A 24,763-nucleotide genomic window follows, 5' to 3' on the forward strand; every position below is an offset into this window, starting at 1 on the left:
ATGTACGAATTTATGATAGGTCAGGTTGAAAGTGTCTACCCAGATGCTGTCATACTTGAAAGGGGGGGGATTGGCTACTATATTTATATGGCCAATCCTTATCGTTTTACAGACAAAATCGGGCAAGACCAACCAGTGAAAATTTGGTTGTATCAATCTGTTTCAGAGAATGACATCCGTTTATATGGCTTTAAATCACAAGAAGAGAAGATTATCTTCCTGCAGTTGATTTCTGTTTCTGGTATCGGCCCTAAATCCGCCTTATCCATCCTATCATTAGACGATAACGCCGGTTTAGTCGCAGCCATCCAGGCAGAAGACAATGCCTTTTTAATGAAGTTTCCAGGTGTTGGCAAAAAGACAGCCGGCCAGATTGTGCTGGATTTGAAAGAAAAACTGCCAAAAGTTTTAGCTGAGTCTCCGTCCTCTGCACTATTCAAGCAAGAAAGCTTGGATATTCAAGGGCCAGAACAAGTCAACCTACCATTCATGCATGAACTTGAAGAGGCCATGGCTAGTCTTGGCTACAGCCAAAGAGAAATCAATCGCGTAGTGAAAAACGCTGACTTCACAGGTGTGACCGCTACAGCAGAAGCCATTCGCATCGCCTTGAAATTTATCACAAAACGGTAATATAGGAAAAGAAAGGAGGCAGTCGCCATGGATTTTGATCATCATGAAGATGTTGACCAGGAAGATTTAAATGTGGAAATCGTCCACAACGGCCAAATTCATTCACCCCATGCACAAGCAGATGAAGCCCAGGAATTATCCTTACGGCCTAAGTTTTTGCGGGAATATATCGGCCAAGCTGAATTAAAAGAAGAGTTAGCGATTTATATACAAGCCGCTGAAAATCGTGATGAAGCCCTTGACCATGTCCTCCTTTATGGACCACCAGGTTTAGGGAAAACCACCCTGGCTAATATTATCGCCAATGAAATGGGGGTTAATATTCAAACCACTTCTGGACCAGCCATTGAAAAAACAGGAGACTTACTAGTCTTGTTGAATGAGCTGTCAGCAGGAGATGTTTTGTTTATTGATGAAATTCATCGCTTACCCCGTGTGGTAGAAGAAATGTTGTATTCTGCTATGGAAGATTACCAAGTAGATATTATCGTTGGACAAGATGAAGGGGCGCACCCTGTGCATTTTCCGCTGCCACCTTTTACCCTAATTGGGGCAACAACTAGACCAGGAGCTTTGTCTTCACCGCTACGACATCGGTTTGGGATTGTTCAACATTTACGCTACTATACAGTGGATGAATTAGCGACCATTGTTGAACGGACAGCCCGTTTATTTGAAGTGCCAATTAAAGATCAAGCAGCGAAAGAAATCGGGATGCGGTCACGAGGGACACCTCGTATCGCCAATCGATTATTAAAGAGGGTCCGTGATTTTGCCCAAGTCTATCACGAAGATGGTTTAATTGACGATCCTATCACGGATAAGGCTTTATCTATTTTGAAAGTTGACCAGGCAGGTTTAGATGAAACGGACCGAAAGATTCTCGATGTGATTATTCGCTATTATGGTGGGGGACCGGTTGGTTTGTCGACCATAGCAGCGAATATCTCAGAGGAAACGACAACAATAGAAGATATGTATGAACCCTTCTTAATTCAAAATGGGTTCTTACAAAGAACGCCACGTGGTCGTCTAGCAACACCAAAGGCCTACGACCATTTAGGCATACCCTATGCGGAGGAATTTTAAGTGACATTAACGACAAATGATTTTGATTTTGACTTACCAGAGGAACTGATTGCCCAAGTACCCATTCAAGACCGGCTAGCTAGTAGACTGTTGAAACTTGACGCCCAAACTGGGGATTTCCAGGACGGCTATTTTCCAGATGTAGCTAGTGAACTTGAAGCGGGTGATGTCTTGGTATTGAATAATACCCGAGTATTACCAGCGCGTTTACACGGGATTCGCCCTGATACGGGCGGACATATCGAAGTCTTACTATTAAATAATACGGAAGGCGACAAATGGGAAACCTTGGTTAAACCAGCTCGTCGTATTCGTGTGGGGACTGAGATTGTCTTTGGGGATGGTCAATTAGTGGCGGTTATTACTGAAGTGCTTGACCATGGTGGCCGAATTGTGGAATTCAAATACAATGGCATCTTTTTAGAAGTCCTTGAGGCTTTAGGTGAAATGCCATTACCGCCATATATCAAAGAGAAACTAGACAATCCTGACCGGTATCAAACCGTCTATGCCAAGGAAAATGGGTCAGCGGCAGCGCCAACAGCGGGTCTTCATTTTACAGAGGAATTTATGGCCGACTTAAAAGACCGGGGCGTTGAAATTGCCTACCTAACTTTACATGTTGGGCTTGGGACCTTCCGGCCGGTATCTGTGGATGATATCGATGCCCACAAAATGCATTCAGAATTCTATCGCTTAGACCAAGAAAATGCGACTAAAATTCGACGTGCCCAAGAAGGTGGACACAAGGTGATTGCAGTTGGGACGACATCTATCCGCACCCTTGAAACGATTGGCACTAAATTCAAGGGGCAAGTCCAAGCTGATTCTGGTTGGACCGATATTTTTATCGCACCAGGCTATCAATTTAGCGTGGTTGAAGGTTTTATTACTAACTTCCACTTACCTAAATCAACTTTAATTATGTTGGTTTCAGCCTTTGCCGGACGCGATCATGTCCTTGCGGCTTACCAGCATGCGGTTGAAGAAAAATACCGGTTCTTCTCCTTTGGGGATGCCATGTTCTTACGAGGGCCCCAATACGCTGATCCAGCGATTACTGCAGAAGATATCGAAGCGGCGAAACAACGAAATAGTCAGTTTTTTACTAATGAAGACAAATAAATAGTGATTTTAAACAAACCATATGAATGAGGAGGTGACCGGATGTTTGTGCCATTACATGTAAATTCAGCCTATTCCCTATTAACTAGTCCCATGTCTGTTGAAGCGTACGTACAAGCAGGGGCGACTGCAGGTTATACCCATTTAGGCTTGGCCGATGTTAATGTCATGTCAGGCAGCTTGGCATTCGTCCGTGCCTGTGAGCAAAATGGCATCACCCCTTTAATCGGGCTAACCGTCCAGTTGAATATTGACAATATCAAAGAAGAATTGGTTGTTTACGCAAAAAACTACGAAGGCTATCAGCATCTGATGGCCCTTTCGTCGTCTTTAAAATTACAAGCAGAAGCCAACCGCCGGGCCATTTACCAAGAAATCACCATGCACGCGGATGATTACATTGTGATTTTTTCTGCTATGAGCGGCCCCCATATGCGGTACTTGAAACAAGGCGACGGTCAGGCAGACTACGACCAGTTAGAGAAAGAGCTACTTTGGTGGCGACGCCATTTTTCAGATGACCAATTATTCCTAGGTCTTTCAGCTTTGGAGAATGAACAATTCCACGCAAAAGCCATCATCGAATTGAGTGAACAATCAGGGATTCCATTAGTCGCTATGCCGCACATTCAATATGCAAATCCAGAGGACTTCTTCACCCAACAAGTCCTTGAAGCCATTGACAATAATAAGCCGATGACAGGGATTGATGAGTTGAAGCAAGTGAAAGGGTCCCATGCACTTAGAAGTCCAAACCAATGGGCTAATATGTACCAACCCCCAGATGATCAAGATTTAGTTTATAAAGAATCCTTGAGCCGATTAGAGGCAGCGGTAAAGGGTATTGATATTGTATTTCCTCAAGTTGAAACCTTACTGCCCAAGTACCCGCTACCAAGTGAATACACGGATACACCAAAATACCTAAAAGACCTAGCGGAAGCAGGGTTAGTTAAGCGGGTGGCGGAGATTACAGATGCCTATACCGACCGCTTGGCTTATGAATTGTCAGTCATCCATGATATGGGCTTTGACGATTATTTCTTAATCGTTTGGGACGTGATGAACTACGCCCACCAACACCATATTCAAACGGGACCAGGACGTGGGTCGGCTGCCGGGGCCTTGGTGGCTTACGTCTTAGAAATTACAGACGTTGACCCGATTGCAAACGACTTACTATTTGAGCGGTTCTTGAATCCAGAACGGCAGAATATGCCGGACATTGACCTGGATTTCCCAGATAATAAACGGCAAGAAGTGCTCGACTATGTCTACCGGAAATACGGAGACAACCATGTAGCACAAATTGCAACTTTTGGGACATTTGGTGCTCGGCAAGCCTTGCGAAATGTGGGATCTGTTTTTGGGAAAGCGCAAGTGACCTTGTCAGAATGGGCTAATACAGTAGGTAATAACCCTAATTTACCAGCTGAAACACTAACAGCAGTCCATGACCAGTCCCAGAAATTGCGGGAATTAATTGAAAACGAAGACCACGGGCAATTGTGGTTTGATACCGCCCGTAAACTAGAAGGGTTACCACGCCACGTCTCCACCCATGCAGCCGGTGTTGTGATTGCGGACCAACCTCTAACCTTGCATACACCGCTTCAAGCCTCATCTACCCATATTCCAAACACCCAATATACAATGGGGGATGTTGAGGCAGTGGGCCTACTGAAGGTCGACTTTCTTAGCCTATCCAACCTGACTATTTTGCATGACGGGTTAGCGGCCGTTGGTAAATTAACCAGTCGACCAGTCAAAGCCTTGGATATTCCATTAGATGATCCAAAGACTTATGAAATCTTCCAACATGCAGATACCAATGGCGTCTTCCAATTTGAATCGGACGGTATTAAGAATGTTTTGAAACAAGTAGCGCCAACATCCATTGAAGATGTGGTTGCGGTTAATGCCTTGTACCGACCAGGTCCAGTCCAACAAATTCCACATTTTGTGGCCAGAAAGCATGGACGTGAAGCTATTGCTTACCCACACCCTGATTTAGTACCAATGTTAGCCCCTACATATGGCGTTATGGTCTACCAGGAACAAGTAATGCAGGTCACCCAAAAAATTGCAGGATTTAGTCTGGGTGAAGCGGATATCTTGCGTCGTGCCATCGGTAAAAAGAAACATGAAACCATTGAAAAAGTCCGCAAACAATTTATCAGTGGGGCTATTGAAAATGGCTACCAGGAAAGTGTCGCTGTGCAAATCTATGACTATATTGAAGCCTTCGCCAACTATGGTTTCAATAAGTCGCATTCCTTTGCTTACTCATACTTGGCCTACCAATTGGCTTGGATCAAGGCCAATTATCCAGTTGCTTTTTATTATGGCAACCTGAAACATACAAGGATATATGATAAAAAAGGGAAGAACCTGGTACTAGAAGCGAAAAACCACGGGGTTGAAGTGGTCAATCCAGATATCAACAAGTCATTTTATGGATTGTCAGTTGTGGACGACCACCAATTACAACTCGGCTTAGGGGACATTCGAGGCATTCCTAAGCGGGCAGTAGCAGAAATGATTCAAGCTCGGGAAGCGGAAGGACCATTTAAGGACTTTGCCGACTTTATCCACCGACTTGGAAAGCTTGCCCTCAAAGAAGACATCTTAGTTAAATTAGCCCAAGCAGGTGCTTTGGATAGCTTTGGCTACAACCGACGTACCTTACAATTGGAAGCTATCCCTAAGATGATTACCCATGAGCAACTCTTTAAAACAAACAATCAACACCAAACCTCGCTACTTGAGAACGATGACTTGTCAGCCATGTTCGCACCCAAGATTGTTGAAATCGATGAATTTGACCAACACCAATTAATTGAAAATGAAATAGAAACGCTGGGGCAAGCATTATCGATTAGCCTTTTTGAAGACTATGAAAGTTTTTATCAAACAGGGACTATTGATTACATTGAAAACCTCAAAGAAAATGACAAAGCCTTTTTCATAGGTGAGGTTATGGCGGTGAAACGAATCACTACTAAGAAAAATCAACCCATGGCCTTTGTGACACTAGAGGACCAAACGGGGCAAATTTCTGTGACGGCATTCCCGGAAGCTTATATTACTTTCGCCAAACATTTAAACCAGGGCAATGCCTTGTTGGTTTACGGAAAGACGCAAAAGCGCAATGATGAATTGCAAGTCGTCTTGACTAAGGCTTGGATGTTGGATGAAGATACAAAAGCTTATTTAAACAATTTGAGTCAAAAACAAGTTGACGGTTCTGGTCAAGCAGATCATGCTGGCGGACAAAAAGACCAGCTTGCACAAAGCACTCAAGCCCCAGTTTGTTGGATTCGCGTTGAAGATAAGGCCAAGGCTAGTGAGCTGAAAGCTGGACTACTAGAAGTTGTTGGCAAATATCCGGGGCAAACCAGGCTTCATTTTACGATTGTGGCGAGTCAAGAAAACTACTGGTTGTCTGAAAAGTATGCGATTGAAGTGACGGATGAATCGGTTACAGAATTGATTGCTTTCTATGGCGAGGAAAATGTGGTTGTTAAATAGCATAGAATACTTGTATATCTTTGCACAAAATTAGAAAACGTAAGACATTGGTAAGGAAAAATGGTAGAATAACACTGTAAATAAATTTATTGAGGTGAAAAAATGGGAAAACGTATAGGAGTTTTAACTAGTGGTGGAGACGCACCTGGTATGAACGCAGCTATCAGAGCAGTAGTTCGCAAAGCAATTCATGACGGCGATGAAGTTTTCGGTATTCGCTATGGTTATCGTGGCTTAGCTGAAGGTGATATTTTCCAAATGGCGGAACGCGATGTAAGTGATTTGACTTCTCGTGGAGGAACCATGCTTTATACTGCTCGTTATCCAGAATTTCAGAATGAAGAAGGCCGTAGACCTGCTATTGAACAATTAAAGAAACATGGTATTGACTCATTAGTAGTAATTGGTGGGGATGGTTCTTACCGTGGTGCTGCATCATTAGCGGCAGCAGGTATTCAAACTGTCGGCATTCCAGGAACAATTGATAATGATATTCCTGGTACTGAATATACAATCGGTTTTGATACCGCATGTAATACTGCCTTGGAAGCAATCGATAAAATTCGTGATACGGCTACTAGTCATCTTCGTACATTCGTAATCGAAGTGATGGGACGTAATGCGGGTGATATTGCTGTATGGACTGGTATCGGTTCAGGTGCTGAGCAGATTATTATTCCAGAAGCGGAATTTAATATGGATGAAGTTGTTGCGAATATCGAAGAAGGCAGACGTCGCGGTAAGAAACATTCTATTATTATTCTTGCTGAAGGTGTAATGGAAGGTCATGAATTTGCCAATAAACTTTATGAATATGATGACTATAATGCACGTGTTACTGTGTTGGGACACGTTCAACGTGGTGGATCACCTACAGCTCGTGACCGTGTGTTAGCAGCGTTATTCGGTTCTAAAGCTGTTGAATTGCTACATGAGGGTGCTAGCGGTGTTTGTGTAGGTATCAGTGGAGAAAATATTATCGCTACTGATATTAATGAAGCATTGCAAACAAAAGGACACTCACGTTCGTCACAAGTAAATCTATACAATATCAACTCAGAAATTTCATTTTAATTTTTTTCTAAGAAAGGATGCATTAATCATTATGGAAAAAAACACCAAGATTGTATGTACCATTGGACCCGCATCGGAGTCTGTAGACACTTTAGTTCAACTGATTGAATCAGGTATGAACGTTGCTCGTTTGAACTTCTCTCATGGAGACCACGACGAGCATTTAGCACGTATCAACAACATCCGCGAGGCTTCAGAAAAAACTGGTCGCCGCGTTGCAATCTTATTAGATACTAAAGGTCCTGAAATTCGGACAAACAACATGAAAGACCACAAACCTGTAACATTGGTTAAAGGTTCTGAAGTTCGCGTATCAATGACAGAAGTTGAGGGTGACGAAACAAAATTCTCAATTTCATACACTGAATTGATTAATGATGTGGAAAAAGGTTCTCATATCTTAATTGATGATGGTTTAGTAGACTTATTAGTAACTGATATCGACACTGCAAACAACGAAATCGTTACTGAAGTACAAAACACTGGTATCGTCAAAGATAAAAAAGGTGTCAACGTACCAGGCGTTTCTGTTCAATTGCCAGGTATTACTGAAAAAGATGCAAATGATATCCGTTTCGGTCTAGAAAATGATATTGATTATATTGCAGCATCATTCGTACGTAAACCAAGTGATGTCTTAGAAATCCGTGAAATTCTAGAAGAAACTGGTAACGAATCAGTTCAAATCATCCCTAAAATCGAAAACCAAGAAGGTGTAGATAACTTAGACGATATCTTATCTGTATCTGATGGTTTAATGGTTGCTCGTGGTGACTTAGGGGTAGAAATCCCAGCTGAACAAGTACCAGTTGTACAAAAAGACATGATCCGTAAATGCAACTTAGCTGGTAAACCAGTTATTACAGCTACACAAATGTTAGATTCAATGCAATCTAACCCACGTCCAACTCGTGCAGAAGCATCTGACGTTGCTAACGCAATCTTTGATGGTACTGACGCAATCATGCTTTCAGGTGAAACTGCTGCTGGTGACTATCCAGTAGAAGCAGTTCAAACAATGAACCGTATTGCATTAGTAACTGAAGGACGTAAAGAAGCGAAAACTGACATTGGTTCATTAAAACCAAGTACAGAAGGTGACATGGCAGAAGCAATCAGCCAATCTGTTGCTTACACTGCTCGTAGCTTACGCGTTTCAACAATCGTTGCAGCCACTGAATCTGGTCACACAGCGAAAATGATTTCTAAATACCGTCCAAGTGCTAAAATTATCGCTTTAACTTTCTCTGAAAGCCAAGCACGTAAATTAGTTTTAGCATGGGGTGTAGAACCATTTGTTGTTGAAAAACCAGCTTCAACTGACGAAATGATGTCATTAGCAGGTACTGTAGCGAAAGAATCTGGCTACGCTCAGGATGGTGATACAATTATTATCTCTGCTGGTGTACCAGTTGGTGAAAAAGGTACTACTAACTTGATGAAAATCCAAGTTATTGGTGAAAAATTAGTATCAGGTTCAGGTATCGGAGAAAAATCTGTTGTTGGTCATGCAGTAGTTGTAGACAACGCAGCAGATGCAGTAGCTAACGTAAAAGCTAACTCTGTATTAGTTGTGAAATCAACTGACAACGACTACAATGAAGCAATTAAAAACGCTGCAGCAGTAGTTGTTGAAAAAGGTGGATTAACAAGCCATGCAGCTGTATTAGGTGTAGAAAATGGAATTCCAGTTGTTGTTGGTGCAGAAAACGCAACTTCTTCAATTGAAAACGGCCAATTAGTAACAGTTGATGCTCGTCGTGGTATCGTTTATAACGGCGCAACTACAACTATCTAAACTTGCTTAACCTGAGTCACTAAAATCTATTATTCGGACATTTAAAAAGTGTTGACTGAGCTTTCATAGCTTGGTCAGCGCTTTTCTTTTCCCAAAAATGATACATTATATTAGATTATTCGATGGAATCTTCATTATTTTCTAATTTTTGTACAAATATAATTGCCCCTATTGGAAATAAAGGCTAAAATGAATAAGAGAAATTGAAAATTAGGAGGAAACAGTACATGCTACGTTTCATTACAGCTGGCGAATCACATGGTCCCTTAGAAACTGCGATCATTGAAGGCGTTCCAGCAAACTTACCAATCGATATAGATAAAATCAACGAGAATCTTGCTCGCCGTCAAATGGGCTATGGTGCAGGTAATCGTATGAAAATTGAGAAAGACCAAGTGCGTATTACTTCAGGTGTTCGCCATGGATTAACTTTAGGTTCACCAATTACTTTGATTGTTGAAAATAGAGACTTTAAAAAATGGACTGAAATTATGAGTGCAGAAGATGTAGAAGACGGTATTAAAAAACGTCGTACTGTACATCATCCACGTCCGGGGCATGCTGACTTAGTTGGTGGAATCAAATACGGTTTTAAAGATTTACGTAACGTTTTAGAGCGTTCATCTGCTCGTGAAACAACGATGCGTGTAGCCGTTGGTTCAATTGCCCAACAAATCCTAGATGGTTTAGATATTGAAATCATCGCTTACGTTAAAGCTTTAGGTGGCGTTGAAGGTAAGGTTGATGCAACAAGTCTTTCTTATGAAGAAATCCGTCAAACAACGGATGAATCAGAATTAAAAATGATTGACCATTCAATTGATGAAGAAATCAAAGCGAAAATTGACCAAGCGAAAAAAGATGGGACTACTTTAGGTGGGGTTATCGAAGTGATCGCTAAAAATGTTCCTGTTGGTTTGGGTTCGTACACACACTGGGACAAGAAATTAGACGCTAAATTAGTAGGTGCTATGGTCTCGATTAATGCCTTTAAAGCGGCTGAAATCGGTGACGGTGTTGAAGTGGCTAGCCGTTTTGGTAACGAATTAATGGATGAAATTGCCTACGACGATACTCAAGGTTTCTACCGTCTAACCAACCATATGGGTGGTTTTGAAGGTGGTATGACAACTGGTATGCCAATTATTGTCCGTGGTTACAAAAAACCAATCCCAACACAATATCATCCATTACAATCAGTGGATATCTACACCAAAGAACCGTACAAAGCGTCGATTGAACGTTCTGACATTACGGCAGTACCTCGTGCAGCCATTATTGGTGAGACAGTAATCGCTACTGAATTAGCCCAAGCAATTTTAGAAAAATTTCCACATGATGACTACAACGAATTAGTCAAAGCAGTAAACAACTACCGCGAATACGCTAAAAACCCTGACATTTGGCAAAATGAAGGAGAGTAAAACATCCATGAAAGAATTAATGATTGATGCCAATGCACTAGAAGGGACAATCACGATTCCTGGTGATAAATCAATTTCTCACCGGGCAATTATGTTCGCTTCTATTGCTAAAGGCACCACAAAAATTGAAGGCTTTCTACATGCGGAAGACTGTATTTCAACTATGAATATCTTCCGAGATTTAGGTGTTCAAATTGATGAAGAGGCAGATGGGTCTGTCATCGTTCACGGTAAGGGTATTGAAGGCTTGACTGCACCAGATCATGCCTTAGATGCTGGAAACTCCGGGACGACTATGCGTTTACTGGCAGGACTTTTCTCAGGATTCCCATTTAAAATTAAAATGATTGGTGACGAATCCCTATCAAAACGACCAATGAACCGTGTTATGTTACCATTGCGCCAAATGGGGGCATCGATTTCTGGCTCAGAAGGTAGCGAGTTTGCGCCTTTGTATATCCAACCAGTGGACCACTTAAATGCTATTGAATATGATATGCCAGTGGCGTCTGCTCAAGTAAAATCATCGATTTTATTGGCAGGTTTAACTGCTAAAGGTACAACAATTATCCATGAAAAAGAGCGGTCACGTGACCATACTGAAAACATGTTAAAGAACTTTGGCGTTGAACTAAAAGTTGACGATAAAGACATCTATCTAGAAGGTGGCCAAAGCTTAACAGCTACGGATATTAAAGTCCCAGCAGATATTTCCTCAGCAGCCTTCTTTATTGTTGCTGCACTATTAGTTAAAGGTTCTAAACTCCACATGCCAAATGTGGGTTTAAATCCAACCCGTGCAGGGATTATTGAAGTCTTGAACAAGATGGGTGCAAATATCGAAACATACTTGCATGAAGGTGGCTTGAGCGGTGATTTAACTGTTTCTGCCAGCGACTTAAAAGCAACAGAATTCGGTGGCGACATTATTCCAGCTTTAATTGATGAAATTCCAATTATCGCTTTAGCCGCAACCCAAGCGGAAGGTAGGACAGTGATCCGCAACGCTGAAGAATTAAAAGTAAAAGAAACTGACCGTATTCAGGTCACAGCCCAAGAATTAAATAAAATGGGTGCAAACATCGAAGAAACTGAAGATGGTATGATTATTACCGGTCCAACACCATTGCACGCAGCGGATGTGGATAGTTACGGTGACCACCGTATTGGTATGATGCTACAAGTTGCTGCTTTATTGGTAAAAGAAGGAACTGTCAACTTGGCACGTTCTGAAGCAGTAAACATTTCTTTCCCAAGCTTCTTCGATGACTTAGCCGCTTTAAGCGCGTAAGTCACCCAATTGGAAATGGAAGGTCGATCAAAGGATGCCAATCATATTAACAGGATTTATGGGTGTCGGAAAGACAACAGTCGGGCGCATTTTGGCCAACAAGTTAGGAGTCCCATTTGTGGACATGGACTTCTATATCGAGACCCGTCGAGGTCAGACGATTGCAGAAATCTTTGATCAAATTGGAGAATCGGGTTTTAGATTATTGGAGTTCCAAATCTTGACGGAATTACTAGAGGCTGAAGAAAATGCTGCTCTAGTGATTTCAACCGGTGGCGGTATTGTGGAAACGGCTGAGTGCCGTCAACTGCTAGCCCAACAAGATAAGGTTTTCTACTTACAAGATAGCTTTGAAACCTCGTGGCAACGGATTAATCGTGGTGGTCACGGTAACAATGACCGCCCCTTAGTCAATGCCAATAGTAAAAGTCAGATGGCTGCCAAGTATGAACGACGAATTCCTTTATACGAGGAAGCGTCGAATTACCTACTGGATGTTCGTCAAACCGATGCATATGAAACCGCAGAAGTAATTATAAAAATGGGTTAAACTGGATAATTTGAATCTACTTGTATAAAGAGGAGGTGTCAGCTTAAGTGCGGGCCTCCTTTTTTCATGCAAAAAAAGGCGAAAATATGACAACTTATACAGTATTTGCATAATCGACGTTTACCTTTAGTTCAGAATCGAGTATAATCAGGTGTTTGAAGAATGAAGCTGCGGCCAAGTAATTAATAAATATGATATAATGACATTAACATGCACAAGCACCGTTTTAAGGAGAAAATATATGAGCGCACAATTAGGGACGGTTACTACAGCGTTAGTAACGGATCAAAATGACAAATTTTATTCAGTACAAAAAGAGGGTATTACTTACCAACTTGATAAGAGCGAAGGGGATTACCAATTAGGTGATGCGGTCCAAGGTTTCATTTATGAAAATATGAAACACACAAAAATGATGACCACGCAATTACCTGACGTTCGTCAAGGTCGTTATGGTTGGTCGACTGTTACTGCAGTCCGTAAAGACTTGGGGGTCTTTGTAGACATTGGTTTAACAGACAAGGAAATCGTGGTATCTTTAGATGACCTACCAAGTGAAAAACATTTATGGCCGAAAAAAGGCGACCGCCTATTTATCCGTTTAGAAGTAGATAAAAAAGACCGGGTTTGGGGTAAATTAGCTGAGGACCAAGTTTTCCAACAAATTACCAACAAACTATCACCTCAATCAAAATCTTGGACTAACCAAGAAGTGAAAGGGACTGTTTACCACGCAAAATTAGTGGGGACTTATGTGATTACAGATGACTATTTCTTAGCCTTTATCCATGAAAGTGAACGCTTGGAAGAACCACATTTAGGACAAGAAGTCGAAGGGCGTGTCATCGGTATCGGACAAAATGGGAACTTGAATATGTCCTTGAAACCTTTAGCCCACACGGTAATTTCTGAGGATGCACAAATGATTTTGGCCTTGTTACAACGCCAACCGAATCATTTCTTGCCTTACCACGATAAATCGAATCCCGATGATATCCGTGAATACTTTGGCATCTCTAAAGCACAATTCAAACGTGCCTTGGGGAACTTATTGAAGAACCGTCAAATTGAACAAGTCGAAGGCGGCATCCGTCTTAAATAATTAGTCATTAAAGGTTTATCAACTAAGATTTGATTGATTCATTTTTTGGAAAAGGGCACAGCAAATCAAGTGGAATAGGCCTTTGACTGTATATGTTTCGTTGAGTGAAGAAAGGGTAAGCATGAAGCTAACTGAAGTGATTGAAGATTTTTTAAATACCATGCGCGTAGAAGAAGGATTGGCAGAAAATTCCATCATCTCTTACAAGCAAGAATTAAACCGAATGATGACCTATTTAAATCGTCAAGGCATCGAAAAGGTCCAAGACATTAGTCAGGACACAGTGTTAGACCATTTAAAGTGGATGGACCAAGACCATTTGGCCACGTCAACCAGATCACATTATGTGTCAACCTTACGTCATTTCTTTCGCTACCTAAAATTGGATGGGGTCATTGAAGACAATCCAATGGAAAAAATTTCTTTACCCAAGAAAACCCAACATTTACCAGCTGTTTTAACCTTAGACGAAGTTGATCGGATTTTAGCGACGCCAGACATCACTAAGCCACTAGGATTGCGGGATAGAACCTTGTTAGAAACCCTGTATTCAACTGGCATGCGGGTATCTGAAATCATCCATATCAAACTAGAAGACATCCATTTAGATATGGGCTTTATCCAAACCATTGGTAAAGGCGATAAAGAAAGACTAGTCCCAATCGGTGAGGTGGCAGAAGACTGGATTAACAAGTATCTAACAGAAGGGCGCCCAAAACTAGTAAAAGATGAAGACGAGACCCAAGGCTATTTATTCGTGAATAATCGGGGTAAACCTTTGTCTAGACAGGGTGTTTGGAAGAACTTGAAGAAGATGGTGATCATGGCCCATATCACCAAAGACATCAGTCCTCATACCCTGCGCCATTCCTTTGCTACCCATTTACTTGAAAATGGGGCGGATTTAAGAGTGGTCCAGGAACTCCTTGGCCACTCTGATATTTCAACAACGCAAATATACACTCATATTCATGCCCAACATATGAAGGATATTTATAATCAAAATCATCCGCGGGCATAAAAATACAAGGAATGTTTGCATAACCATATACCAAAGCAAAAAGGTAGGATCATCCTGCCTTTTTTTTGCATGTTTTTAGAAAAGGGTTGTTTATTCCCTGTTTTGAAGCCCTAAATTGCTTCATGTAGTTTATAATGTATATATGGGTGCGATAAAGTTCGTTCGATTACCTGGATTTTTTGCCTTAAACGATTCATTTCGGTAGGCCGAGGGAAAGAAACAGGGAAACCCTAAGAAAGCAGAAGGAGGAGAAAGTGTATGTTACAAGTAGAACACCTACGAAAAACCTTCGGCAGAGTTGTCGCAGTAGATGATGTGTCCTTTGAAATTCAACCGGGCACCATCCTTGGTATCGTTGGACAGAATGGATCTGGTAAAACGACAATTTTTCGAATGATTCTAAATTTTCTAACACCGGAAAATGGTGGCCAAGTTAAATGGGACGGCCAACCCTTACATATGAAGAAAGTGTATGACACGGTGGGGTACTTACCCGAGGAACGTGGCCTTTATGAGACCATGACCATTGAAAAACAAATCATGTATTTTGCCCGCTTGCGTGGCATGAAAAAGAAAGAAATCAATGCCAAAATCGATGAATGGCTAGAAAACTTCAATGTTAAAGGTGACCGTAAAGATAAGATTAAAACCTTATCCAAAGGCAACCAACAAAAGGTCCAATTGATTGCCACCTTAATCCACGAACCAAAATTGGTCATTTTAGATGAGCCATTTTCAGGTTTAGACCCAGTAAATGCTGGATTTTTGATGGAAGGTATCTTACGCCTGCGCGATCAAGGCGCATGTATCATTTTTTCAAGTCATAATATGGCCAACGTCCAAGATGTTTGTGATTCAGTCGTTATGATTCATAACGGGGAGCAGAAACTCTACGGGCCAATTAATGATGTGCGTAATGCCTACGGTAAAACAAGACTGTTCGTCCAAGCTAAGGGCTGGGATCAAGAAGCCCTAGCAGCCTTAGAAGGGGTGGAATCGGTTAGTCAATTGACAACTGGGGAATATAAGTTAATCCTATCAGATGAAAATGTAGGACCTGAATTATTCAAGACCATCTCAAAAGGCGAATACATCCAATCTTTTAGCCAACAACCGCCAACCTTAGATGAAATCTTTAAAATGGAAGCAGGTGGACGTCATGAGAAATAGTCGTTTGGGTATTATTATCGAAGAAGTCTACAAGAAAAATGTCTTTTCATGGTCATTTGTTATGCTATTATTAAGCCCCATCTTGATGGTCGCTGTAGTGGCTATCATTTCAGGCGTTATCGGTATGGCAACAGCATCTGATTCAATCGGTACGGTATCTATCATTGGTGCCACTGACCAAACTGTAAGCGCAATTGAAAAGGAAGACAACGGACAGAACCAATTAATTTTCGACCAAGATGTAGACCAAGCACAAGAGGCACTTGTTAACGAGGAAATTGATGGCTATTTAGTCATTGACGAAAGTGATCCGGAAGCCATCCAAGCTGAATTCTACAAAAGTAATACCGGGAAGAATATCTCAACTACCGGCTTCCAAACTGTATTAGAGAGTATTCAATTATCCAACCGGTCGCAAGCATTAGGCCTGACGGAAGAAGAATCCAGCCATCTAATCGATTCAAATGTGGCCATCCAAAGCCAAACTATTGATTTAGAATCCGGTACCAGCGAAAGTGACCAGGACATTCAATCTATGGTACGAACAGGTGTCGCCTATGTTGTATCCTTTATCGTATTCATGTTTGTCATGAACTACATCTCCATCATTTCACAAGAAATTGCCGTAGAAAAAGGGTCACGCATCATGGAAATCGTCCTATCTTCCATTTCATCAACCACCCATTTTATGGGTAAAATGTTGGGAATTTTCCTCGTATTGCTGACACAAGTTGCCTTCTACGCAATCTTACTAGGCATCATCTTTATCACAATCATGAACACGCCAATGCCAGCAGAATTACAAGCGCTATTAGGGGACGAAACAATTCCAGCCTTATTGTCTAATTCAGCATCTATCATTGGTTGGTCCGGGTTATTAGCCTTCTTGGGGATCATCACCTACTCAGTCTTAGGTGCCTTCCTTGGATCACTTGTTTCAAATGTACAAGATGTGAATAAAATGATCACACCGATTATTCTATTAAGTATTACTGGCTTTTATATTGGGATGTTTGGACTAGGTTTCTCAAACAATATTTTAGTTCGAGTAGCCTCACAAATCCCGTTCTTCACACCATTTGTCATGCCATTCAGAATAGCTGCTGAAACTGTATCGACCACAGAATTAATCTTGTCTGTCATCATTTCACTACTATTCTCAATCCTTTGCCTATGGTTATCCGCCAACTTCTACAAGTCAAACGTCCTGACCTACTCAGACAAAGGCTTATTCGGCACACTGAAACAATCTTATACCTTAAGACAAAGTGAGAAAAAAGGCTAACAACAACTATCTAGTCAGGTCTCTTTAGACCTGGCTATTTTTATCGAAATCGATATGAGAAAGATTAACTAACGCAACAGACCACCACTTGTCATCGATCATTAATCAAACTGAAACTGTGCGTTTTTTTGAAAGAACAAGTATACATTACCGTAGGCAGACGATTTATAATCAGGTAATTTGTTAAACATACATACATTTTACAATTTATCCAAAAGGTACATTATATTATTAGCAAGCACATTATAAAAAATATTGCCAAGGTAGTAGCCTCCTAGAAGCCTTAGCAGTGCGACCACCATTAGGCCTTGACTGAAGGTGGTCGCACTGCTTTTTTAAGGCTATGATAGGAATGGTGAGTGTCTTGGGCAATCAAATATTTACTACAACTCAAACTGTATAAAAATACAACACATCAGCTAGCAAAAACATGCAACAACAATTATGCAAAGAGTGCTTTTCGTAGTCGGGTTCGTTCGACCAGCTCAAATCCTCTTCTAATTAGTTTGCATCACACTGCGTGTGATACCGCACTAATTTTCCAGTGTTGTTGAGCTAAACGGTCTCTCTCGCACCCTTAAATATTTTTAATAAAAATTGCCTTGACTGTTGATATATGCTAATGTACTCTTACACATACTTTGTTATTATGCAAAAGTAAAAGGAGGGCAAAGATGTTAGTGCCTTATATAGGAAGATACGAGAAAATCGTAATGGGCCTATTATCCTACATCCCTGAGTTTAAAGAATTTTCTGAACTTAAAGAAGAAATGGATAAAATTAATCAGCAAGAACGTAAAATTTATTTATGGAAAGAAGCTGATTCTGATAATATCATCGGTTTAGTTGGCTTTGACCAACATGATGATACAGATACTTTAGTCGTGCGTTATTTATCGATCAATCCTTCTTTTAGAGAAGAAGGACTTACTTATGATTTATTAACGGCATTAAAGAAAGAATTTCCCGTTTATTCCCTTACTGGTGTAATTTCCCTATCTACAATTTTGTCGAAATGGACAAAACGTCGCCAAGAAGAGTTGGACAAGGAATTGGATAATAAACAAGAAAACACACCCCAAGTCTAGGAGAAAATTGTCAGGATGAACGATCAAACAAGTGAATTAACATTAGATCTAGCGGCCTTTGAGGGGCCGCTTGATTTACTATTACACTTAATTAAAGATTTAAAGGTAGATATTTTTGATATTCCCATCAATCTGGTTACCGACCAATATTTAGCTTATATTCATACCTATGAAGCCTTATCGCTAGATGTTGCTTCAGAATATTTGGTGATGGCGGCTACTTTATTGGAAATCAAAACACAAATGATGCTACCAAAAACGCCCAAAGAAGCAGTTGAGGAAGAAGATGATCCACGTGACTCATTAGTGGAACAATTACTCGCGTTCCAGCAATACCAGGAAGTTTCCCATATCTTAGCGGATAAACAGGCTGAACGGTCGTTGGAATATACCAAGCAACCATCAGACTTATCGGCTTATCAAGAGAAAATCCCTATGACGGGTCGCCAATTAACGCCTGATGACTTGTATAGAGCCATTCAAAAGATGGCCTTCCGCTTGAAAAATCAACAACCTATTCAAACCACGATTGCAGGTGAGACTTACTCGGTAGGGACTGCAATGGCGGATATTCGCCAAGCCTTCGTTGAGGCGGACCGGGATGTATTGATGTTTCAAGAAGCTGTTTTTCTTGGAAAAGTTCAATCGCGTAGTCAAATTATTAGTATGTTTTTAGCGATTTTGGAATTAGTGAAGTCAAATGAGTTATACTTATATCAGGAAGACTTAAGAGCAGATATTCAATTGATTAGACGGGAGGAAAGTGAATGAATGCAGTCGCTGCAATAGAAAGTTTACTTTTCGTAGCAGGTGAAGATGGGATTGCTGTCGATGAACTTGCCAACTTGTTAGAGATACGACAGGAATGGGCTTTATACTACGTGATGGTTTTGAGAAATCGTCTCCAACACGACCCACAATCTGGATTAAGAATTACCGTTATTAATGAACGAGTTCAATTAGTGACCAAGGCAGCATACGGTGAAGTAGTCAAAAATTACGCGGTTTCTCCTTTTGCAACGAAATTGTCTCAAGCGGCATTGGAAACATTGGCGATTATTGCCTACCAACAGCCAGTCACACGAATGACGATTGATGATATTCGAGGTGTTCAGTCATCTAACATGATCCATAAATTACTAGAGCGAGATTTGATTATGGAAACGGGCCGTCAGGATTCACCAGGTCGGCCGATTATATACGGGGTAACTTCTTACTTCTACCAATATTTTGGTTTGGAGTCCTTAGAAGACTTGCCGGATATTCATAATCTAGTCTTAGATGGCTCGGTAGATGAAGAGACCCTTTTTAAAATTGATGATAACGGTGAACCTGAACAAAAAGACTTTAACCAAACAGACATTAGCCAGACAGAATTTAATGAAACAACAGCAGAATAAACGACTGAATAGGTCACCTATAGGAGTTATTTAAAGATGGAAAGATTACAAAAAGTGATGGCACACGCAGGTGTTGCCTCGAGACGAGAGTCTGAAAAATTGATTGCCGCAGGACGCGTGAAAGTCAACGGTGAGGTTGTCAGAGAGCTGGGCCATAAAGTATCCAACACTGACCGCATTGAAGTAGACCAAGTACCTATATATAAAGAAGAACCAGTGTACTACGTATTCTACAAGCCAACTGGCGTGATTTCTGCAGTGAAAGATGATAAAGACCGGAAAGTGGTGACTGACTTTTTCCCAGGAATTGAACAACGGATTTATCCAGTAGGACGGTTAGACTACAATACCTCAGGATTATTGTTATTAACTAACGACGGTGAATTCGCCAATACCTTGATGCACCCACGCTATGAAATCAACAAAGTCTATGTGGCTAAAGTTGAAGGTGTCATTACCGGAGAAGAACGTAAGCAATTAGAGCGAGGCGTTGAAATTGACGGTGTGAAAACTGCCCCAGCACAAGCGAAAATTCTTTCTGTTGATAAGGACAAAAAGACCACCATTATCGAGTTGGTTATCCATGAGGGGCGTAACCGCCAAGTCCGTAAAATGTTAGAAGCAGTGGGTCATCCGGTAGCCAAGTTGAAACGTGAACGTTACGGCTTTTTAGACCTTAAAGGTTTGAAACCAGGAGACAGCAGAACCTTACTAAAACACGAAATCGAAGAATTATTGGCGAATGCCAAGAAAAAGTAAGCGTCCTACTTGAAAAAAGTAAGATACTTGCTATAATAGGTATTGTAATCAAATAAATTTGAAGCAATCTTCAGGGCAGGGTGAAATTCCCGATCGGCGGTAAAGTCCGCGACTCCCATTTGGGACTGATCTAGTGAAATTCTAGAACCGACTGTAAAGTCAGGATGGAAGAAGATGGGCGGACTATGTCTGTTTGCCTATACTCTTTTTACCTTGAAGGTGGAAAGAGTTTTTTTATTTCCACTTTTGAGTGCCAACCCCATGAAGTAGAAAAGGAGAGAAATTCACATGGGAAAAAATCACACTAAAGAAATCGTATTGGTCGCAATTGTCGGGGCACTATCATTCATATTGATGTTTATTGGTTTTCCAATCATCCCGGCCTTACCTTACTTAAAGGTAGACTTTTCACTTGTACCAATCTTACTCGTCGCATTCATTTCAGGACCTAAAAAAGCAGTTGCTGCCAGCCTAATCGCCAACGGTTTACATTACATGTATACAGGTGGTGAAATGGGGATTCCAATCGGTGACGCAACAGCCTTTATCGCGACTATCGCTTACATCTTGCCAATTTACTACTTATTGAAAGATCAAATGGCGACAGTTTACACAGGCAATAAATCAGCGAAAGAAATGAATTTCGGCAAAACGATTGCTGCTTACCTAGCTGCAACCCTTTCTTTAACATTAGTGATGACTATCTTAAATTACTTCGTGATCACACCATTCTACATGCAAGTCATGAACTTCGATGTAGGTAACATGCAAACATATATCCTTGCGGGTATCATCCCATTCAACTTGTTCAAAGGGGTATTGGTTTCCCTTCTAGCACATTTCGTCCTAGTTCAAACCCTACCAACCCTAGTCAATCGATTCGGTACGCGCGAATATTCACACCATTAAAAGTGAAGCATGGTCAATTTTCTGGTATGATAGATTCAGAGAATCATGTCAAGTAAAAAATAGTAGGAACGTTGGAGGGATAGGATTGGATACTTTATTAATGGCGATTGCTTTTAAAGTCCAAGCCCTACCCCCGAATTCCGTATATCAAGTGTTGATTGGCAAGCGAACAGCCACAACACTTTTTTTTGCATTTTCAAACAATTTAACTGCCTATTTCGGTCTTTATCCAAAACTTGCAAAAGATGCATGGATGTCCTATACCCAAAATGTAGCTGAATATATCTCGGTGGAAGCTATCTTCCGCCAAAACGATCAAATCAATTATATGCATTTGTTAGTTGATGACATCCTTCAAAAACGAAACGGTCTGATTATCCCAAGTCACCACCACAAGCACCACTTAGCCTTCAAATTATTGCTGCAAGTCTTATCTAATATTCAGGCCGAAAACCCGCACTATAGCCCAATCGTCCAGGATTTAGAAGTTCAACAGCTGATCAAAGATTTTATTTCAATGGCCAAAAGTGCAGACGCGCCCCAAGCTGGCTTACAGGCTATAACCAAAAGCCTTCACCAGCAACTCGCTAAGGAACTATCTGCCTTCCCAGACCAGGCAGCCCTTATTTTCCTAGAACAGTTTGAAGGCGCCAAATTACCGGCACAAACCCTTGAACAAGTAGCAGAAAATCATCAGATTTCGAAGCGGGCAGTTGTCATTACCCAACAGGCCTTGATGGATCAAATCTATCAAAATTGGGTAAGTGGTCATACTTTAGGGGCAGAAACTCAATGGCTGCAAATTTTTTCCCAAGGGGTTTTTAACCAATTCCCAATTTGGAATCAAACCACGCAAGATACTTTAAATTTAATCAACCAAGGTTGGTCACTTCAAAAAATTGCTGATAGAAGACGGTTAAAATTATCTACCATAACAGAACACATCATAGAAATTACCTTGAGTTTTCCTTGGATAATTCAACCAATTGTGGTTGAAGAACTTAATTTGAAAGACATTTCACCCCTTGTAAGCCAAGAGCCAGATGAGAATTACGAGTCCTTTAAAGCGAGATTCGGCGAGAAAGATTATTGGTTATATCGGTATTGGCATATCGTCTATCAGAAAGGAGCCCATGATGACAGATTGGCATAAACGCCTGGAAGAAGTGACAGGTTACCAAACATTTAAACCCGGGCAATTGGCGAGTTTAGAGGCTTTAGACCGACAGGAAAACGTGGTGGCCATTTTACCAACTGGTGGAGGTAAATCTTTAATATACCAAATCAACCAATATAATGAATCTGGTGTAACATTGATCATTTCGCCCTTGATTTCCCTGATGCAAGACCAAGTCAGTCAATTACAACGGATGGGATTAGGACGGGGCATTGCCTTAAATTCTACCTATGACCGCGGGGAACAAGCTTATATTTTAAGCCACCTATCTGACTATCAATTCCTATTTCTATCACCAGAAATGCTCCTGAAAGATCAAGTAATCAGGGCCTTACAACGGATGGACATTCAATTATTAGTTGTTGATGAAGCCCACTGTATTTCTCAATGGGGTTACGACTTCAGACCGCAATATACTGAATTGAAAAAGGTTCGTCAGCTCTTAAAGCAACCAAAAACATTAGCCTTATCTGCTACTGCCAACCAATCCACACTAGCAGATATCAAGGCTTACTTATTTGAAGAGGGAGAACCTATTCAACTGGTAAAAGAATCAGTTGACCGACCCAATATTTTCTACCTATTCGATGAAATTGACGCCGGTGAAGTGAGGGTAAACAAATTGCAGGATTGGTTAGACCGGTTGCCTAAGCCAGGAATTGTTTATGTCCACCATAAAAGTGAACTCGAAGAACTCAACCAATGGATGAAAGATCATACAGATTTGCGGGTCGCTTCTTACCATGGGGATAGAAGTCTAGAGGATAGGCATATCATCCAAAGTCAGTTTCTACAAAATGAATTGGATGTTGTTTTTGCAACGTCAGCCTTTGGTATGGGAATTAACCATGGTCATATACGCTTTGTCTTGCATTATCATCTCCCTAAGAATATGGCAGACTTTATTCAAGAAGTCGGGCGGGCAGGACGAGATCAGGAACAATCAGTGTCAATTGTCTTATACGATCATCGCGAGGCAGCTAGACTGCAGCAAATGCGCCGGTTATTAGAAGACGAGGCAGACTTGTTGGATGATTTATTGGAACGGCTGTTTAAACAGGCCTTAACCCAAAGTGAAGTTGACCAATACGCAGATAGCATAAGTGCCATGTTGTACTTTTACCGCCATCATTTTACGGATCACCAAACAGCAAAAGTACATGCCCAAAAACTTCGTCAGGAACGGCTACGGCAGATCTACCAAATGTTAGATTTAATGGCTAATGACCAGTGTTACCGGACTTTCTTATTAGAACAAGCCGATGAACAGGTAGTGGATAGACCAAACCTATGTTGCAGTAATTGCCAACCTGACTACGTCAGTCAACCGATATGGCAAGACTTAATGGCCCGACCGAATCGAGTGACAGTCGAAAAAGACCAACATGATGATTTCAAGGGAATGTGGACCCAACGTTTGCAGCACTTATTATCTTGAAACAGGTCCATAAAGTTTTGTTAAATTGCCTAAAGAAATACTGACATAAAAAGGGGTTCATGGTACAATTCTTAGTGTTAAGAAAGGGGTATATGGATGAAATTCTGGGACAAGTTGACGAAAAAAAATCATGAAAATACAGAAGTAGAAACTGAACATGTTTCAGAACAAAACAGTTCAGTATCTTCTGACCAAACCCCCCCTACAAGTGATGACTTTCAGAATCAAGGGTTTGGCGAATTTGAGAATTTAAAAAATCAAAAGTATACGAGAACGGCCCGCAATAAGAAGAATAATCAAGATACGATATCGACAACATCTAAGGTAATTGCCTTTTTGCTATTTGTAATGATTGTTGTACCGTTCCTTTTGATTGCCTATGTGAATAATGAAGACAAGGTGCCTGAACCGGAATCAACTGAGCAAGTCATGATTTCCAAAACGCAAAATGTTGAATCAATTTCAAAAGCCAGTGAGTCAGCATCTATATCAGCTTCCGAATCTGTCTCTGAATCAATTGCTGCCTCAGAAAGCGCAGTTGCTGCTTCAGAATCAGAATCAGCTCGCCTAGCTTCTGAACAAGAATCTTCAAGTATTGCAGCCAGCGTAGCTGAGTCAAATGCAGCAGTAGCAGCGTCAGAAGCTGCAGCCCAAAGTGCCGCTGAATCAGCTTCAATTGCTGAATCACAAGCAGCCGCAGCCGAAGAAGAATCAGCTTCTTCTGAAAGTGCGTCTGAATCAACAGGCACTTATACTGTTCAGGCAGGGGATAACCTATATCGGATTGCAGTGAACAACGGTATGACCCTAGATGAATTACTTGAATTAAATGGTTTAACACAAAGTTCTAGCATAGGACCAGGAACCGTTTTACGTGTAAATTAATAGAATGAAAGAGT

At 41.1% G+C, this 24,763-nt stretch carries 21 protein-coding genes and 1 riboswitch; all 21 genes read left to right on the forward strand.

What is annotated here, in order from left to right:
- Nucleotides 1-633 (forward strand): Holliday junction branch migration protein RuvA, encoded by a 633-nt coding sequence (gene ruvA / locus AWM74_RS07580; RefSeq protein WP_060774351.1) that lies wholly within the window; start codon nucleotides 1-3, stop codon nucleotides 631-633.
- Nucleotides 634-705: 72 nt separating this feature from the next.
- On the forward strand, nucleotides 706-1,722 hold the full coding sequence (gene ruvB, locus AWM74_RS07585) for a Holliday junction branch migration DNA helicase RuvB (RefSeq protein ID WP_420884314.1): 1,017 nt from the start codon (nucleotides 706-708) through the stop codon (nucleotides 1,720-1,722).
- Nucleotides 1,723-2,847, forward strand: a complete 1,125-nt coding sequence (gene queA / locus AWM74_RS07590) for a tRNA preQ1(34) S-adenosylmethionine ribosyltransferase-isomerase QueA (protein ID WP_026465350.1) — start codon at nucleotides 1,723-1,725, stop codon at nucleotides 2,845-2,847.
- Nucleotides 2,848-2,889: 42 nt separating this feature from the next.
- Complete coding sequence (locus tag AWM74_RS07595) at nucleotides 2,890-6,378, forward strand: DNA polymerase III subunit alpha (RefSeq protein WP_026465349.1); 3,489 nt, start codon at nucleotides 2,890-2,892, stop codon at nucleotides 6,376-6,378.
- Nucleotides 6,379-6,480: 102 nt separating this feature from the next.
- On the forward strand, nucleotides 6,481-7,452 hold the full coding sequence (gene pfkA / locus AWM74_RS07600; RefSeq protein ID WP_026465348.1) for a 6-phosphofructokinase: 972 nt from the start codon (nucleotides 6,481-6,483) through the stop codon (nucleotides 7,450-7,452).
- A gap of 31 nt (nucleotides 7,453-7,483) precedes the next feature.
- Complete coding sequence (gene pyk, locus AWM74_RS07605; RefSeq protein ID WP_026465347.1) at nucleotides 7,484-9,250, forward strand: pyruvate kinase; 1,767 nt, start codon at nucleotides 7,484-7,486, stop codon at nucleotides 9,248-9,250.
- A 227-nt stretch (nucleotides 9,251-9,477) separates the two neighbouring features.
- Nucleotides 9,478-10,674 (forward strand): chorismate synthase, encoded by a 1,197-nt coding sequence (aroC, locus tag AWM74_RS07610; protein WP_026465346.1) that lies wholly within the window; start codon nucleotides 9,478-9,480, stop codon nucleotides 10,672-10,674.
- A gap of 7 nt (nucleotides 10,675-10,681) precedes the next feature.
- On the forward strand, nucleotides 10,682-11,965 hold the full coding sequence (aroA, locus tag AWM74_RS07615) for a 3-phosphoshikimate 1-carboxyvinyltransferase (RefSeq protein ID WP_026465345.1): 1,284 nt from the start codon (nucleotides 10,682-10,684) through the stop codon (nucleotides 11,963-11,965).
- A 34-nt stretch (nucleotides 11,966-11,999) separates the two neighbouring features.
- Entirely contained in the window at nucleotides 12,000-12,515 is a 516-nt protein-coding gene (locus tag AWM74_RS07620; RefSeq protein WP_026465344.1) for a shikimate kinase, read from the forward strand.
- Between the two features lie 241 nt (nucleotides 12,516-12,756).
- Nucleotides 12,757-13,617 carry a CvfB family protein gene (locus AWM74_RS07625; RefSeq protein ID WP_026465343.1) on the forward strand — a complete coding sequence of 287 codons (861 nt, stop codon included), beginning with the start codon at nucleotides 12,757-12,759 and terminating at the stop codon, nucleotides 13,615-13,617.
- Nucleotides 13,618-13,738: 121 nt separating this feature from the next.
- Nucleotides 13,739-14,638, forward strand: a complete 900-nt coding sequence (gene xerD, locus AWM74_RS07630) for a site-specific tyrosine recombinase XerD (protein ID WP_034257953.1) — start codon at nucleotides 13,739-13,741, stop codon at nucleotides 14,636-14,638.
- 258 nt (nucleotides 14,639-14,896) lie between these two features.
- The gene (locus AWM74_RS07635) at nucleotides 14,897-15,808 is read left to right on the forward strand and encodes an ABC transporter ATP-binding protein (protein ID WP_026465341.1); all 912 of its coding nucleotides are present in this window, start codon (nucleotides 14,897-14,899) and stop codon (nucleotides 15,806-15,808) included.
- Complete coding sequence (locus AWM74_RS07640; protein WP_026465340.1) at nucleotides 15,798-17,093, forward strand: ABC transporter permease; 1,296 nt, start codon at nucleotides 15,798-15,800, stop codon at nucleotides 17,091-17,093. The genes AWM74_RS07635 and AWM74_RS07640 overlap by 11 nt, the downstream gene beginning before the upstream one ends.
- A gap of 674 nt (nucleotides 17,094-17,767) precedes the next feature.
- Entirely contained in the window at nucleotides 17,768-18,181 is a 414-nt protein-coding gene (locus AWM74_RS07645) for a GNAT family N-acetyltransferase (RefSeq protein ID WP_016897602.1), read from the forward strand.
- 15 nt (nucleotides 18,182-18,196) lie between these two features.
- Nucleotides 18,197-18,952: a segregation/condensation protein A gene (locus AWM74_RS07650; RefSeq protein ID WP_026465339.1), complete on the forward strand. Its 756-nt coding sequence runs from the start codon at nucleotides 18,197-18,199 to the stop codon at nucleotides 18,950-18,952.
- Nucleotides 18,949-19,581, forward strand: a complete 633-nt coding sequence (scpB, locus tag AWM74_RS07655) for an SMC-Scp complex subunit ScpB (RefSeq protein WP_026465338.1) — start codon at nucleotides 18,949-18,951, stop codon at nucleotides 19,579-19,581. The genes AWM74_RS07650 and scpB overlap by 4 nt, the downstream gene beginning before the upstream one ends.
- A gap of 36 nt (nucleotides 19,582-19,617) precedes the next feature.
- Nucleotides 19,618-20,340, forward strand: coding sequence for a pseudouridine synthase (locus AWM74_RS07660; protein WP_016897599.1), 723 nt, complete (start codon nucleotides 19,618-19,620; stop codon nucleotides 20,338-20,340).
- 62 nt (nucleotides 20,341-20,402) lie between these two features.
- A riboswitch (FMN riboswitch) is annotated at nucleotides 20,403-20,520 on the forward strand.
- 108 nt (nucleotides 20,521-20,628) lie between these two features.
- Nucleotides 20,629-21,249: an ECF transporter S component gene (locus AWM74_RS07665; protein WP_016897598.1), complete on the forward strand. Its 621-nt coding sequence runs from the start codon at nucleotides 20,629-20,631 to the stop codon at nucleotides 21,247-21,249.
- An 85-nt stretch (nucleotides 21,250-21,334) separates the two neighbouring features.
- The gene (locus AWM74_RS07670) at nucleotides 21,335-22,402 is read left to right on the forward strand and encodes a helix-turn-helix domain-containing protein (RefSeq protein ID WP_026465337.1); all 1,068 of its coding nucleotides are present in this window, start codon (nucleotides 21,335-21,337) and stop codon (nucleotides 22,400-22,402) included.
- Nucleotides 22,383-23,864 carry a RecQ family ATP-dependent DNA helicase gene (locus AWM74_RS07675; RefSeq protein ID WP_026465336.1) on the forward strand — a complete coding sequence of 494 codons (1,482 nt, stop codon included), beginning with the start codon at nucleotides 22,383-22,385 and terminating at the stop codon, nucleotides 23,862-23,864. The genes AWM74_RS07670 and AWM74_RS07675 overlap by 20 nt, the downstream gene beginning before the upstream one ends.
- Nucleotides 23,865-23,960: 96 nt before the next feature.
- A complete protein-coding gene (locus tag AWM74_RS07680) occupies nucleotides 23,961-24,749 on the forward strand; it encodes a LysM peptidoglycan-binding domain-containing protein (RefSeq protein WP_026465335.1) in 789 nt (262 codons plus the stop codon).
- Nucleotides 24,750-24,763: the final 14 nt, after the last annotated feature.

This window comes from Aerococcus urinaeequi, assembly GCF_001543205.1.
Taxonomy (GTDB): Bacteria; Bacillota; Bacilli; order Lactobacillales; family Aerococcaceae; genus Aerococcus; species Aerococcus urinaeequi.

Excerpts from the sequence above, each read along its gene's own strand:
- ruvA (WP_060774351.1), top strand. The coding sequence starts at position 1 with ATGTACGAATTTATGATAGGTCAGGTTGAAAGTGTCTACCCAGATGCT.
- AWM74_RS07595 (WP_026465349.1), top strand. The coding sequence starts at position 2,890 with ATGTTTGTGCCATTACATGTAAATTCAGCCTATTCCCTATTAACTAGT.
- pfkA (WP_026465348.1), top strand. The coding sequence starts at position 6,481 with ATGGGAAAACGTATAGGAGTTTTAACTAGTGGTGGAGACGCACCTGGT.
- pyk (WP_026465347.1), top strand. The coding sequence starts at position 7,484 with ATGGAAAAAAACACCAAGATTGTATGTACCATTGGACCCGCATCGGAG.
- aroC (WP_026465346.1), top strand. The coding sequence starts at position 9,478 with ATGCTACGTTTCATTACAGCTGGCGAATCACATGGTCCCTTAGAAACT.
- aroA (WP_026465345.1), top strand. The coding sequence starts at position 10,682 with ATGAAAGAATTAATGATTGATGCCAATGCACTAGAAGGGACAATCACG.
- AWM74_RS07620 (WP_026465344.1), top strand. The coding sequence starts at position 12,000 with ATGCCAATCATATTAACAGGATTTATGGGTGTCGGAAAGACAACAGTC.
- AWM74_RS07625 (WP_026465343.1), top strand. The coding sequence starts at position 12,757 with ATGAGCGCACAATTAGGGACGGTTACTACAGCGTTAGTAACGGATCAA.
- xerD (WP_034257953.1), top strand. The coding sequence starts at position 13,739 with ATGAAGCTAACTGAAGTGATTGAAGATTTTTTAAATACCATGCGCGTA.
- AWM74_RS07635 (WP_026465341.1), top strand. The coding sequence starts at position 14,897 with ATGTTACAAGTAGAACACCTACGAAAAACCTTCGGCAGAGTTGTCGCA.
- AWM74_RS07640 (WP_026465340.1), top strand. The coding sequence starts at position 15,798 with ATGAGAAATAGTCGTTTGGGTATTATTATCGAAGAAGTCTACAAGAAA.
- AWM74_RS07645 (WP_016897602.1), top strand. The coding sequence starts at position 17,768 with ATGTTAGTGCCTTATATAGGAAGATACGAGAAAATCGTAATGGGCCTA.
- AWM74_RS07650 (WP_026465339.1), top strand. The coding sequence starts at position 18,197 with ATGAACGATCAAACAAGTGAATTAACATTAGATCTAGCGGCCTTTGAG.
- scpB (WP_026465338.1), top strand. The coding sequence starts at position 18,949 with ATGAATGCAGTCGCTGCAATAGAAAGTTTACTTTTCGTAGCAGGTGAA.
- AWM74_RS07660 (WP_016897599.1), top strand. The coding sequence starts at position 19,618 with ATGGAAAGATTACAAAAAGTGATGGCACACGCAGGTGTTGCCTCGAGA.
- AWM74_RS07665 (WP_016897598.1), top strand. The coding sequence starts at position 20,629 with ATGGGAAAAAATCACACTAAAGAAATCGTATTGGTCGCAATTGTCGGG.
- AWM74_RS07675 (WP_026465336.1), top strand. The coding sequence starts at position 22,383 with ATGATGACAGATTGGCATAAACGCCTGGAAGAAGTGACAGGTTACCAA.
- AWM74_RS07680 (WP_026465335.1), top strand. The coding sequence starts at position 23,961 with ATGAAATTCTGGGACAAGTTGACGAAAAAAAATCATGAAAATACAGAA.